Origin of the sequence: Pseudomonas sp. CH235 (assembly GCF_004368175.1) — a bacterium.
Taxonomy (GTDB): domain Bacteria; phylum Pseudomonadota; class Gammaproteobacteria; order Pseudomonadales; family Pseudomonadaceae; genus Aquipseudomonas; species Aquipseudomonas paraglycinae.
Window position 1 is genome coordinate 1 of record NZ_RRZJ01000039.1, and the last position, 13,006, is coordinate 13,006.

The window sequence follows — 13,006 nt, forward strand, 5'->3', positions numbered from 1 at the left end:
TGACGGTTCTGAGGAACCGATAATCCAACCTTGGGAAGATACTGTCGCCTGGCTTTCAATCAGTGCGGGCGTTACGGGAGTAGGTGTAATGAGAAATTATACCTTTGGCATGGCCATCGATAACCCCAAAGCTGATACGGTACACTTTCTGAATCAAGAAGTAATGACACCTACTCATGGGTTAGGAAAATGGGAAGCCATCCGCATCTACATGGAAAAGGGCACTCAATTCTGCCCCGGCAAGGCCCCTTTTGAGGGTAGTCATAGTTTCAATAAAGAACGCGATGACATGCGAGAGGAATACCGACACAAGGAGCGCTCTGCAACGGGTGTGGCATGGTGGTATTTGACTCATTTGATTACGTGGTGGCGTCTTCCGTACTGGATAGCGGAATGGGATTACCGCTACAGCATGAAAGGATTCCCCGAGTCGATTGAAAGATGGTCTGAAGAGCTCCCACCCGAACAGTGGGCACAACCGAGCCCAGCATTGAAAGAAGAGTCAGCAAAAATCGAAAAAGCTTTTGCTCGTGGTCAGGATTTCATGAGTTACTTCAAAATAGATCTAGAGCGCTCATCGACCGAACAGGAAGCACAGCATAATTAAAGAGGCGTAGGAGCCAAGAGATTAAAAGATGACAGGGTGACAGATGTACTTTTTATAAAATAAATCTGTCACCTTTTCTTGCAAAAAAGACGACTTGGCGACTGTTGATGTTTAAGAACTTGTTAAAACGTAAAACCACGATTGCCGAACATGAGTCCGCCCCAGACATCCGCAGTCAGCGCCCCCGTGCAGGAGAAATTCGAGCCAGCGGTTTAAATGAAACCCTGTTCCTTTCACCATTACCTGTCTACACAGGCCAGACACAGTCATCTCGTCGTAATTTTTCGGAGATAACCGAGACCTATCTTGAGTTGGGCGGTAACAATTGGGGCATGGTTGAGCAAGGAAAAATATTTGCCGCGGGAATCTGGATGCTGCTGACCCTGGCGTTTATTGCGCCGGTTTTAATTGTTTTGTACGGGACACTTGCCTACCCGGAAAACTTCCCCACGCCCTTGAAAGATTTAGCAATGGGCATCCAGACGTTTTCAGGGGTTGCATCGTTAGGGCTTCTGCCTCTCGGCGCCTATGTCTACGGAATGTTTTCCAGCGTTTTCACCGCCGCAAAAACCTATCCCGTCCGCTTCAACCGCCAGCGCCGTGAAGTCTGTTACGTCGACAGCAAAACCCATCGCGTGCTGATCGTGCCTTGGGAAAGCGTGGTTGCCTGGGTTGCAAACTCCCAGGGCGTCACCAGTTACGGCGCTACTCGCCAATACACTTTGGGCATGGGGCTTGAGGATGAAGAGCAGGACAAAGTGCAGTTTCTGCTGCTACCACAACCCAGCGATGCCCACTCCCTGGGCATGTGGACATCCATTCGCAACTTCATGGAAGACGGTCAACTGGTCGATGTGCCGAACCCGATGCTCAAGGCACTCGGCCTGATCCCGACCGGGGATCGGCTCAAGCCTTATGAAGGACTGCACACCTTTGAAATCGAACGCGAAGATGCCCGTGCGATGGGGTCGCTGGACGAAGAAGGTGGCGAGGACCTGACTCCAGAACAACGGAGGGAATATGGATTCGCGGAGAAATCTCGGTGGCCATTGCGCCGCTGGTACATCGGGCGTGTGCTGACCTTCTGGAAAATGCCCTACATTCTCGCCGAATGGGCTCACCGCAAGGGCCGTCCCGTTCTGCCGGAACAGGTTCAGACATGGTCGCAACCACTGCCCCCGGAGCAGTGGGCCAAACCCAGTGCGGCACTGGTGAAAGCCAATCAGTTGGTAAAAAACGCCATGGACAGGAAAGGCGCGACCTTTGTCGAGGCCTGCAAGGCCGCAGGCTTGCACTGAAGGAAACCCGGCGAGCGATGCTCGATCCTCGCCGGGGACTCATCAAACCTTTTGGTTACGCAACAGCCACCCTCACCTGCCTCTCCAACTCCACCTTCAACCCCGGCTCCAGCTTCAACTGCCGCGCCAGTTCGTCCAGATAGCTCTTCTCCATGAAGTTCTCCTCATCAACCATCATCACGCTCGCCACGTACATCTCGGCAGCCATCTCCGGCGTGCTCGCCGCGCGGGCGACGTCGGTGGGGTCGAGGGGTTTGTTGAGTTCGGCGTGGAGCCAGTGCTTGAGTTCCTGATCATTGTCGAGTTTGGTGAATTCGCCTTCGATCAGTTGGCGTTCGCGGTCGTCGATGTGGCCGTCGGCCTTGGCGGCGGCGACCAGGGCTTTGAGGATGGCCTGGCTGTGTTGTTCGACTTGCGCCGGTGGCAGGCGATCGAGGGTTTGCGGTTCGCTTTGCGGGGCGGTGCCTTTCTGGGCGTTCCAGTTGCCGTAGGCTCTGTAGGCGATCACGCCCAGTGCGGCTAGGCCGCCGTAGAGGGCGACTTTACCGCCGACCTTGCGGGCCTTTTTACTGCCCAGCAGCAGGCCCATGGCGCCGGCCGCCAGAGCACCGCCACCTGCGCCTGACAGCAAGCCGCCGAGTGCGCCATTACTGGAAGATCCGCCCAGCAAGCCGCCCAAACCACCGGCGGCCGGTTTGTTCTGCGCCCCGCCCGCCTTGTTCTGCAGCAGATCCTGGCCGGACTTGAGGAGTTGATCGAGCAATCCACGGGTGTTCATGTTCCGTCTCCAAACTGGGGTTATCCGGATCAATAAGGCCCTCAGCCTAGTTCGAAAGTGCCCGTTACCTGGGTGCGAGTGTGCTTCCAGATGTTGCCTGGCCCACCGCAGCCCTTCGCGAAAATAGATATACACTCGAGGCAATCTATAAAAACCGCCCACCGGGTAAACCTTCCATGATGACCTTGCGTCAGATCCGCCATTTCATCGCCGTGGCCGAGACCGGCTCGATCTCCGCCGCCGCGCAAACCGCGTTCATTTCCCAATCGACCCTGACCCTGGCCATCCAGCAACTGGAGGAAGAGATTGGTGTCAGCTTGTTCAATCGCCACGCCAAGGGCATGACCCTTACCCATCAGGGCCACCAGTTCCTGCGCCAGGCGCACCTGATTCTGGCGACCGTGGACAACGCCAAACGCAGCCTGCAACAGAGCACCGATCAGATCGCCGGGCAGTTGATTGTCGGGGTGACCAGTCTGGTGGCCGGTTATTACCTGGCGGATTTGCTGACCCGCTTCCAGCGCGCCTATCCCAATGTCGAGATCCGGGTGATGGAGGACGAGCGGCCGTACATCGAGCATTTGCTGGTCAGCGGCGAGATCGATGTCGGTGTGCTGATCCTTTCCAACCTCGAAGACCGCCACGCCCTGCAGACCGAAGTGCTGACCCACTCGCCGCACCGTTTGTGGCTGCCGGCCCAGCATCCGCTGCTGGAACACGACAGCATCAACCTCGCCGATGTCGCCCGGGAGCCGTTGATTCAACTGAACGTCGACGAGATGGATCGCAACGCCCAACGTCTGTGGCGTGGCGCCGGACTGCAACCGAAGATCACCCTCAGAACCGCGTCCACCGAAGCAGTACGAAGTCTGGTGGCGGCGGGCCTCGGCGTTTCGATCCAGCCAGACATGACGTATCGCCCATGGTCGCTGGAAGGCGACATCATCGAAGCGCGGCCGATTGCCGATCTCAACCAGACCCTCGACGTCGGTCTGGCCTGGCGTCGTGGCACCGCCCGCCCCGCGCTGGTCGATCCTTTCCTGACCGTTGCCCGCGAACAGCCTCACGGCGGACGCAAGCCATCTATTTAATCGAATGCCACCTTCAGTATTTAGAATTTGTCGACCCCGGAGCCGCGCACTAGTCTTGCTGCATCTATAAGACGGTCGGCTCCCGGAACAGGGAGCAACATGGCCATACAAGAAAAGAGATCCCGGAAAATGGCTGGCGCGCAGACCCCCATGCATACCGCGTTGCTGATCGACGGCGAACTGGTCGCCGGCCAGGGTTTTGTCGAACCGATCCTCAACCCGGCCACCGGCGAAGTCCTGACCCAGATCGCCGAAGCCAGCACCGAGCAAGTCGAAGCCGCCATCCTCGCCGCCCACCGCGCCTTTGCCGAGTGGTCGCGCACCACCCCGCAACAACGCTCGAATTTCCTGCTGGAAATCGCCAACGCCGTCGAAAAACACGCCGATCATCTCGCCCGTCTCGAAGCCCTGAACTGCGGCAAGCCGCTGCATCTGGCGCGTCAGGACGATTTGACCGCGACCGTCGATGTGTTTCGCTTTTTCGCCGGCGCCGTGCGCTGCCAGACCGGTCAGCTCAGCGGTGAATACGTGCCGGGCTACACCAGCATGGTGCGCCGCGACCCGATTGGCGTGGTCGCTTCGATTGCGCCGTGGAACTACCCGATCATGATGGCCGCATGGAAGATCGCCCCAGCCCTCGCCGCCGGCAATACGCTGGTGTTCAAGCCGTCCGAGCACACGCCGCTGTCGATTCTGGCGCTGGCCCCAGCGCTGGCCGAAATCCTGCCGCGTGGGGTGATCAACATCGTCTGCGGTGGCGGCGAAGGCGTCGGCAGTCACTTGGTTGGTCACCCGAAAGTACGCATGGTGTCGCTGACCGGCGATATCGTCACCGGCCAGAAAATCCTCCAGGCCGCCGCCAAAACCCTCAAGCGCACGCACCTCGAACTCGGCGGCAAGGCCCCGGTGATCGTGTGCAACGATGCCGATCTGAAAGCCGTGGTCGAAGGGGTTCGTACTTATGGCTATTACAACGCCGGGCAGGATTGCACGGCCGCGTGCCGGATCTACGCCCAGGCCGGGATTCACGACAAATTGGTCGCTGAACTCGGCGCGGCGGTCAGCAGCCTGCGCTTTGCCGGCAAACGCGATGCCGACAACGAAATCGGGCCGCTGATCAGTACCCGCCAGCGCGACCGCGTGGCCAGTTTCGTCGAGCGCGCCCTCGGCCAGCCGCACATCGAACGAGTGACCGGCGCGGCGGTGCATTCCGGCGCCGGGTTCTTCTATCAGCCAACGCTGCTGGCCGGTTGCAAACAGAGCGATGAAATCGTCCAGCGCGAAGTCTTCGGCCCGGTGGTGACCGTGACCCGCTTCGACGAACTCGCGCAAGCGGTGGACTGGGCCAACGACTCGGAATACGGCCTCGCCTCGTCGGTCTGGACCCAGAACCTGGACAAGGCGATGCAGGTTGCCGCACGGCTGCAATACGGCTGCACCTGGATCAACAGCCATTTCATGCTGGTCAGCGAAATGCCCCACGGCGGGCTGAAACGCTCCGGTTACGGCAAAGACTTATCCAGCGATTCGCTACAAGACTACAGCGTGGTGCGGCACATCATGGCCCGCCACGGCCAGCATCTCTGACTACGCTAATAACAAGCCAACCACGGCATGCTTCACCGCGTTCACAACTGCCCCGACCATAATTTAAAGAAGAGGGTTCACCATGTTCGTGCACAAGACCGCACTGCTCAGTGCAATCACCACGGCCCTGCTGGCCAGCGCCAGCCTGCAGGCCGCCGAGCCGCTGAAAGCCGTCGGCGCCGGCGAAGGCCAGCTGGATATCGTCGCCTGGCCCGGCTACATCGAACGCGGTGAAAGCGACAAGGCCTACGACTGGGTGACCGGTTTCGAGAAGGAAACCGGCTGCAAGGTCAATGTGAAAACCGCCGCCACCTCTGACGAAATGGTCAGCCTGATGGCCAAGGGCGGTTACGACCTGGTGACCGCGTCGGGCGATGCCTCGCTGCGGTTGATCGTCGGCAAGCGTGTGCAGCCGATCAACACCGCGTTGATCCCGAACTGGAAGTCCCTCGACCCTCGCCTGAAAGACGCGCCGTGGTACGTGGTCAACAGCCAGACCTACGGCACCCCGTACCAGTGGGGCCCGAACGTGCTGATGTACAACACCAACGTGTTCAAGACCGCGCCGACCAGCTGGAACGTGGTGTTCGCCGAACAGAATCTGCCTGACGGCAAGTCGAACAAGGGCCGTGTGCAAGCCTACGACGGCCCGATCTACATCGCCGACGCGGCGCTCTACCTGAAATCCACCAAGCCTGAGCTGGGGATCAAGGATCCGTACCAGCTCACCGAAGATCAGTACAAAGCCGTGCTGGAACTGTTGCGTGCCCAGCAGAAGCTGATCCACCGCTACTGGCACGACACCACCGTGCAGATGAGCGACTTCAAGAACGAAGGCGTGGTCGCGTCCAGCGCCTGGCCGTATCAGGTCAACGGCCTGATCAACGAGAAACAGCCGATCGCGTCGACCGTGCCGAAAGAAGGCGCCACCGGCTGGGCCGACACCACGATGCTGCACGCCGAGGCCAAGCACCCGAACTGCGCCTACAAGTGGATGGATTGGTCGTTGCAACCGAAAGTCCAAGGTGACGTGGCGGCGTGGTTTGGGTCGTTGCCGGCGGTTCCGGCGGCGTGTCAGGGCAGTGAGTTGCTTGGCGCCGAAGGTTGCAAGACCAACGGGTTTGATCAGTTCGACAAGATCGCGTTCTGGAAAACCCCGCAGGCTGAGGGTGGGAAGTTTGTGCCGTATAGCCGGTGGACGCAGGACTACATTGCGATTATGGGCGGCCGCTGATCTCGAGTTCACCTCGGTCGAGCTCCCTTTCCCCTCTCCCCTTTGGGGAGAGGGCTGGGGTGAGGGGTGGTTTTTGACGTTGTCTTGATTCAGCGAAACCGCTGCCCTCACCCCCCGCCCTCTCCCGGAGGGAGAGGGAGCTAAAAGCAGATCGCGGCGTATCGACCAGATGAGTTAGCCAAAAACCATCGCATACACCGCCAAACGATCCAGTTTTTTCAGAAGTCCAGGCAGGGCCGCTGCGACGGCCATCGCCTTTTCGGAGCACCGCACCATGACGCTTGCAGTCCAGTTCACCAACGTTTCCCGGCAGTTCGGCGAGGTGAAAGCCGTTGACCGGGTTTCCATCGATATCCAGGACGGCGAGTTCTTTTCCATGCTCGGCCCCTCCGGTTCGGGCAAGACCACGTGCCTGCGCCTGATCGCCGGGTTCGAACAACCGAGCGCCGGCTCGATCCGCATTCACGGCGCCGAAGCCGCCGGTCTGCCGCCTTATCAACGCGACGTAAACACGGTGTTTCAGGATTACGCGTTGTTCCCGCACATGAACGTGCTGGACAACGTGGCCTACGGATTGAAAGTCAAAGGCGTAAACAAAACCGAGCGCCACAAACGCGCCGAAGAAGCGTTGGACATGGTCGCCCTCGGCGGCTACGGCGCCCGCAAACCGGTGCAGTTGTCCGGCGGTCAGCGCCAGCGTGTCGCCCTCGCCCGCGCCCTGGTCAATCGCCCGCGAGTGCTGTTGCTCGACGAACCGCTGGGCGCCCTCGACCTGAAGCTGCGGGAACAGATGCAGAGCGAACTGAAGAAGCTGCAACGCCAGCTCGGCATCACTTTCATCTTCGTCACCCACGACCAGACCGAAGCGCTGTCGATGTCCGACCGCGTGGCCGTGTTCAACAAGGGTCGTATCGAACAGGTCGACACCCCACGCAATCTGTACATGAAACCCACCACCACGTTCGTCGCTGAATTCGTCGGCACTTCGAACGTGATTCGTGGCGATCTGGCGCGCCAGCTCAGCGGCCATCCGCAGCCGTTTTCGATCCGCCCGGAACACGTGCGCTTCGCAGAGGGCCCCTTGGCCAGCCACGAGATTGAGGTCAGCGGCCTGCTGCATGACATCCAGTATCAGGGCAGCGCCACGCGCTATGAACTGACCCTGGAAAACGGCCAGACCCTGAGCATCAGCCAGGCCAACAATCAGTGGATCGACAGCAGCGCGCAGCACCAGACCGGTCAGCGCATCAGCGCACGCTGGGCGCGGGAAGCGATGATTGCGCTGCACGACACCGTTGCGAGCGGGGTGTGACATGACCGCCCTCGCCCTCCCTCAATCGGCGCCGTTGCGCAGGTTTTCCAACCTGCTCTATCGCAAGCCGAACCTGTATCTGTCGATGTTGCTGATACCGCCGCTGCTGTGGTTCGGCGCGATCTACCTGGGCTCGCTGCTGGTGCTGTTGTGGCAAGGTTTCTACACCTTCGACGACTTCACCATGGCGGTCACCCCGGACCTGACCCTGGCCAATTTCGCCGCGCTGTTTCAGCCGTCGAACTTCGACATCATTCTGCGCACCCTGAGCATGGCCGTCGTGGTATCGATCGCCAGCGCCATCGTCGCGTTCCCGATTGCCTACTACATGGCGCGCTACACCACCGGCAAGACCAAGGCGTTTTTCTACATCGCGGTGATGATGCCGATGTGGGCCAGTTACATCGTCAAGGCCTACGCCTGGACGCTGCTGCTGGCCAAGGGCGGCGTGGCGCAGTGGTTCGTTCAGCACTTGGGGCTGGAACCGGTTCTGCAGTTCATTCTGGGAATTCCCGGGGTCGGCGGCAGCACCTTGTCGACCTCGCACCTGGGGCGGTTCATGGTGTTCGTCTACATCTGGCTGCCGTTCATGATCCTGCCGATCCAGGCCTCGCTGGAGCGCCTGCCGCCGTCGTTGCTGCAAGCCTCCGCCGACCTCGGGGCCAAGCCGCGCCAGACCTTCATGCAGGTGATTCTGCCGCTGTCGGTGCCGGGGATTGCCGCAGGCTCGATCTTCACGTTCTCGCTGACGTTGGGCGACTTCATCGTGCCGCAACTGGTGGGCCCACCGGGCTACTTCGTCGGCAGCATGGTCTACGCGCAACAGGGCGCAATCGGCAACATGCCGATGGCCGCAGCGTTCACGCTGGTGCCGATCGTGCTGATCGCCATCTACCTGTCCATCGTCAAACGACTGGGGGCCTTCGATGCACTCTGACAAAGCATCCATAGGGCTGAGAATCGCAGCCTGGGGCGGGCTGGTGTTCCTGCACTTCCCGATCCTGATCATCTTCCTCTACGCCTTCAACACCGAAGACGCGGCGTTCAGCTTTCCACCGAAAGGCTTCACGCTGCACTGGTTCAGCGTGGCGTTTTCCCGGCCGGACGTGCTGGAAGCGATCAAGCTGTCGCTGCAGATCGCGGCCATCGCCACGCTGATCGCCATGGTGCTCGGCACCCTCGCTTCCGCTGCGCTTTATCGCCGCGACTTCTTCGGCAAACAGGGCATTTCGCTGATGCTGATCCTGCCGATTGCACTGCCGGGGATCATCACCGGGATCGCGCTGCTGGCGACTTTCAAGACGCTGGGGATCGAGCCGGGGATGTTCACCATCATCGTCGGCCACGCGACCTTCTGCGTGGTGATCGTCTACAACAACGTCATCGCCCGTTTGCGCCGCACCTCCCACAGCCTGATCGAGGCGTCGATGGATCTTGGTGCCGACGGCTGGCAGACCTTCCGCTACATCATCCTGCCGAACCTCGGTTCGGCACTGCTCGCCGGCGGCATGCTCGCGTTTGCGCTGTCGTTCGACGAAATCATCGTCACCACCTTCACCGCCGGCCATGAACGCACCTTGCCGCTGTGGTTGCTCAACCAGTTGAGCCGCCCACGGGACGTGCCGGTGACCAACGTCGTGGCGATGCTGGTGATGCTGGTGACCATGCTGCCGATCCTTGGCGCCTACTACCTGACCCGGGGTGGCGAGAGCGTGGCCGGCAGCGGCGGCAAATGATTTCCCTGACCTTTCCCACCCTGAATTTGCAGTAGAAAGAGGACAACAACATGCAAACCAAACTCTTGATCAACGGCCAACTGGTCAACGGCGAAGGCCCGGCGCAACCGGTGCTCAACCCGGCGCGCGGTGAAGTGCTGGTGGAAATCAATGAAGCCACCGAGGCCCAGGTCGATGCCGCCGTGCGCGCCGCCGACAGTGCCTTCGCCGAATGGTCGCAGACCACGCCGAAGGATCGTTCGCTGCTGCTGCTCAAACTCGCCGACGCCATCGAAGCCCATGGCGAAGAGCTGGCGAAACTGGAATCGGACAACTGCGGCAAACCCTACAGCGCCGCGCTGAATGACGAGATCCCGGCGATTGCCGATGTGTTCCGTTTCTTCGCCGGCGCCAGCCGTTGCATGAGCGGTTCGGCCGGCGGCGAATACCTGCCCGGCCACACCTCGATGATCCGCCGCGACCCGGTGGGCGTAATCGCCTCTATCGCGCCGTGGAACTACCCGCTGATGATGGTCGCCTGGAAAATCGCCCCGGCCCTCGCCGCCGGTAATACCGTGGTGCTCAAACCGTCGGAACAAACCCCGCTGACCGCGTTGCGTCTGGCCGAACTGGCGTCGGATATTTTCCCGGCCGGTGTACTCAATCTGGTGTTCGGGCGTGGGCCGAGCGTAGGCAGTCCGCTGGTGACCCATCCGAAAGTGCGCATGGTGTCGCTGACCGGCTCCATCGCCACCGGTTCGAACATCATTTCCAGCACCGCCGACAGCGTCAAACGCATGCACATGGAACTGGGTGGCAAGGCGCCGGTGATCATCTTCGACGACGCCGACATCGACGCGGCAGTCGAAGGTATTCGCACCTTCGGCTTCTACAACGCCGGCCAGGATTGCACCGCTGCGTGCCGGATCTACGCCCAGCAAGGCATCTACGACAAGTTCGTCGAGAAGCTCGGCGCGGCGGTCAGCAGCATCAAGTACGGCTTGCAGGATGATCCGTCCACCGAACTGGGGCCGCTGATCACCGCCCAGCATCGTGACCGCGTGGCCGGGTTTGTCGAGCGCGCCGTGGCACAACCGCACATTCGCTTGATCACTGGCGGCAAGGCTGTGGACGGTAACGGTTTCTTCTTCGAACCGACCGTTTTGGCCGACGCGCAACAGGACGATGAGATCGTCCGCCGCGAAGTGTTCGGGCCGGTGGTCTCGGTGACCAAGTTCACCGATGAGGCTCAGGCGCTGGAGTGGGCCAACGATTCGGACTACGGCCTGGCGTCCTCGGTGTGGACCGCTGATGTAGGACGCGCCCATCGCCTGTCCGCACGGTTGCAGTACGGCTGCACTTGGGTGAACACGCACTTCATGCTTGTCAGCGAAATGCCGCATGGCGGTCAGAAACTGTCCGGCTACGGCAAGGACATGTCCATGTACGGTCTGGAGGACTACACCACGGTTCGGCATGTGATGTTCAAGCACTAAAAGCATCGCTGGCAAGCCAGCTCCCACAGGGTTCAGTGCAGCTCTTGTGGGAGCTGGCTTGCCAGCGATGGCGTCACTCCGGTTTCAGGAAGAAAACCGGCATTACGCATCACCAGGCATTCAAAACAATAACTACCGATCCGGGCGGCGCTTACCAAGCCCCGCCACGGTTTCGGCCATCCGAAATCTGCCGATTTCACGGAGCAAACACACATGAGTGCATCACCCGATCTCTCAGCCGCCGTTGCCGACAGCGATGCCGAACAACTGCGCCAGCTGGGCTACACCTCCAACTTCAACCGCAGCATGAGCCTGTGGGAAAACTTCGCGCTGGGCTTCACTTATCTGTCACCGGTCGTAGGGGTTTATACCTTGTTCGGCCTGTGCCTGGCCGCTGGCGGGCCGCCGATGTTCTGGGCCTATTTGCTGGTCGGTTGCGGTCAATTGCTGGTGTGCCTGGTCTTCGGCGAAGTGGTGTCGCAGTTCCCGATTTCCGGCGGTGTCTATCCTTGGGCGCGTCGCCTGGTCGGCAAGAAATGGGCGTGGATGGTCGGCTGGATCTACTCCATCGCCCTGTGCGTGACCATCGCCGCCGTTGCGGTCGGCGCCGGCCCGTACCTCGCGGCCATGCTGGGTTTTGAGCCGAGCAACAACACCAACATCGTCATCGCCCTGGTGCTGACGCTGTTCGCCACACTGGTGAACCTCAGCGGCACCAAAATGCTGGCGCGGATCGCCATGTTCGGCTTCCTCTGCGAACTGGTCGGCGCGGTGATCGTCGGCGTGTACCTGCTGATTTTCGAGCGTCACCAGCCGATCAGCGTGCTGTTCAACACTTTCGATATCAGCGTCGACGGCTCCTATCTGCCGGCCTTCCTCACCGCGTCGCTGGCGGGGATGTTCCTCTACTACGGCTTCGAAGCCTGCGGCGATGTGGCCGAAGAAACCCCGAACCCGAGCAAGAAAATCCCGGTGGCCATGCGCATGACCATCTACATCGGCGGCATCGCGGCGATGTTCGCCTGCCTCGCGCTGATCCTCGCCGTACCGGACATGCAAGCGGTGATCAACGGCACCGACAAGGACCCGGTCACCACCATCCTCAACAACGCCTTCGGCCCGATCGGTTCAAAAGTGGTGATGGGCGTGGTGATGATTTCCTTCATCTCCTGCGTCATCAGCCTGCAAGCGGCGGCGAGTCGTCTGCTGTACTCCTACGCTCGCGATGAAATGGTCATCGGCAGCCGACTGCTGAAAAAGATTTCTCCTACGACCCAGGTTCCGGTTGCCGCCCTGTTCGTGTCCGGCGTCCTGCCCGGCCTGATCATCGCCCTCGGCTTCTTCCTGCAAGACGCCGTAGCGACCATCGTCAGCTTCGCCGCCATCGGCATCTACCTCGCATTCCAGATGATCGTCCTCGCCGCCCTGTACGCCCGCAGCAAAGGCTGGAAACCGAGCGGCAAATTCACCCTCGGCGCCTGGGGCTGGCCGGTGAACATCGGCGCGCTGGTGTACGGCGTGGGCGCAATCATCAACATGGCCTGGCCCCGCACGCCGGATGCGGCGTGGTACATCAACTATGCGATGGTGCTGAGCACGGTGATCGTGATTGGGCTGGGGTTGATTTACATGTGGATTGGCAAGCCGTATGACCATGGGAAGGCGCCGGCTGGGGATGCCTGGAAAGTTAGTCGCTAAGAAAAACCGCCCCGGATTTATCACAATTTCGGGGCTGATTTCTTTCAGCGTCAGTTACTCGCTTCCTACAGACCGAACCCTCAGCATTGAGTCCCCTTTCCTACGAGTGGCGTCGGCAGAGTAGACTTGGCGCCGCTAGCGCCTGACCGATAGGCTTTGTCCCGTTGCAGCCCAATTATTAGCTGAGGTC

At 60.4% G+C, this 13,006-nt stretch carries 10 protein-coding genes and 1 pseudogene; 10 read left to right on the forward strand and 1 reads right to left on the reverse strand.

Going from position 1 to position 13,006, the window contains the following annotated elements:
- Window positions 1-607: pseudogene (locus EIY71_RS26145) on the forward strand (hypothetical protein); the annotation flags it as partial.
- Window positions 608-714: 107 nt separating this feature from the next.
- Window positions 715-1,905: a DUF6708 domain-containing protein gene (locus tag EIY71_RS26150; RefSeq protein WP_256578383.1), complete on the forward strand. Its 1,191-nt coding sequence runs from the start codon at window positions 715-717 to the stop codon at window positions 1,903-1,905.
- A gap of 55 nt (window positions 1,906-1,960) precedes the next feature.
- Here EIY71_RS26150 and EIY71_RS26155 read toward each other — a convergent pair whose 3' ends face one another.
- Window positions 1,961-2,683, reverse strand: coding sequence for a tellurite resistance TerB family protein (locus EIY71_RS26155; RefSeq protein WP_134023658.1), 723 nt, complete (start codon window positions 2,681-2,683; stop codon window positions 1,961-1,963).
- A gap of 176 nt (window positions 2,684-2,859) precedes the next feature.
- Between EIY71_RS26155 and EIY71_RS26160 the strand changes: the two genes are divergently transcribed.
- From EIY71_RS26160 to EIY71_RS26195, 8 genes are all read left to right on the forward strand, one after another.
- A complete protein-coding gene (locus EIY71_RS26160; RefSeq protein WP_102688600.1) occupies window positions 2,860-3,774 on the forward strand; it encodes a LysR family transcriptional regulator in 915 nt (304 codons plus the stop codon).
- A 99-nt stretch (window positions 3,775-3,873) separates the two neighbouring features.
- A complete protein-coding gene (locus tag EIY71_RS26165; RefSeq protein WP_134023660.1) occupies window positions 3,874-5,361 on the forward strand; it encodes a gamma-aminobutyraldehyde dehydrogenase in 1,488 nt (495 codons plus the stop codon).
- 82 nt (window positions 5,362-5,443) lie between these two features.
- Window positions 5,444-6,595, forward strand: coding sequence for a putative ABC transporter substrate-binding protein YdcS (gene ydcS, locus EIY71_RS26170; protein WP_134023662.1), 1,152 nt, complete (start codon window positions 5,444-5,446; stop codon window positions 6,593-6,595).
- A gap of 274 nt (window positions 6,596-6,869) precedes the next feature.
- On the forward strand, window positions 6,870-7,907 hold the full coding sequence (locus EIY71_RS26175) for an ABC transporter ATP-binding protein (protein WP_064593669.1): 1,038 nt from the start codon (window positions 6,870-6,872) through the stop codon (window positions 7,905-7,907).
- A gap of 1 nt (window position 7,908) precedes the next feature.
- Window positions 7,909-8,844, forward strand: coding sequence for an ABC transporter permease (locus EIY71_RS26180; RefSeq protein WP_134023664.1), 936 nt, complete (start codon window positions 7,909-7,911; stop codon window positions 8,842-8,844).
- Entirely contained in the window at window positions 8,834-9,643 is an 810-nt protein-coding gene (locus EIY71_RS26185; RefSeq protein WP_134023666.1) for an ABC transporter permease, read from the forward strand. Before EIY71_RS26180 ends, EIY71_RS26185 begins: the two co-directional genes overlap by 11 nt.
- Before the next feature lie 50 nt (window positions 9,644-9,693).
- Window positions 9,694-11,118 (forward strand): gamma-aminobutyraldehyde dehydrogenase, encoded by a 1,425-nt coding sequence (locus tag EIY71_RS26190; protein WP_007954662.1) that lies wholly within the window; start codon window positions 9,694-9,696, stop codon window positions 11,116-11,118.
- A gap of 213 nt (window positions 11,119-11,331) precedes the next feature.
- A complete protein-coding gene (locus EIY71_RS26195) occupies window positions 11,332-12,816 on the forward strand; it encodes an APC family permease (RefSeq protein WP_085747030.1) in 1,485 nt (494 codons plus the stop codon).
- The last annotated feature ends 190 nt before the right edge of the window (window positions 12,817-13,006 follow it).

Excerpts from the sequence above, each read along its gene's own strand:
- EIY71_RS26150 (WP_256578383.1), top strand. The coding sequence starts at position 715 with ATGTTTAAGAACTTGTTAAAACGTAAAACCACGATTGCCGAACATGAG.
- EIY71_RS26155 (WP_134023658.1), bottom strand. The coding sequence starts at position 2,683 with ATGAACACCCGTGGATTGCTCGATCAACTCCTCAAGTCCGGCCAGGAT.
- EIY71_RS26160 (WP_102688600.1), top strand. The coding sequence starts at position 2,860 with ATGATGACCTTGCGTCAGATCCGCCATTTCATCGCCGTGGCCGAGACC.
- EIY71_RS26165 (WP_134023660.1), top strand. The coding sequence starts at position 3,874 with ATGGCCATACAAGAAAAGAGATCCCGGAAAATGGCTGGCGCGCAGACC.
- ydcS (WP_134023662.1), top strand. The coding sequence starts at position 5,444 with ATGTTCGTGCACAAGACCGCACTGCTCAGTGCAATCACCACGGCCCTG.
- EIY71_RS26175 (WP_064593669.1), top strand. The coding sequence starts at position 6,870 with ATGACGCTTGCAGTCCAGTTCACCAACGTTTCCCGGCAGTTCGGCGAG.
- EIY71_RS26180 (WP_134023664.1), top strand. The coding sequence starts at position 7,909 with ATGACCGCCCTCGCCCTCCCTCAATCGGCGCCGTTGCGCAGGTTTTCC.
- EIY71_RS26185 (WP_134023666.1), top strand. The coding sequence starts at position 8,834 with ATGCACTCTGACAAAGCATCCATAGGGCTGAGAATCGCAGCCTGGGGC.
- EIY71_RS26190 (WP_007954662.1), top strand. The coding sequence starts at position 9,694 with ATGCAAACCAAACTCTTGATCAACGGCCAACTGGTCAACGGCGAAGGC.
- EIY71_RS26195 (WP_085747030.1), top strand. The coding sequence starts at position 11,332 with ATGAGTGCATCACCCGATCTCTCAGCCGCCGTTGCCGACAGCGATGCC.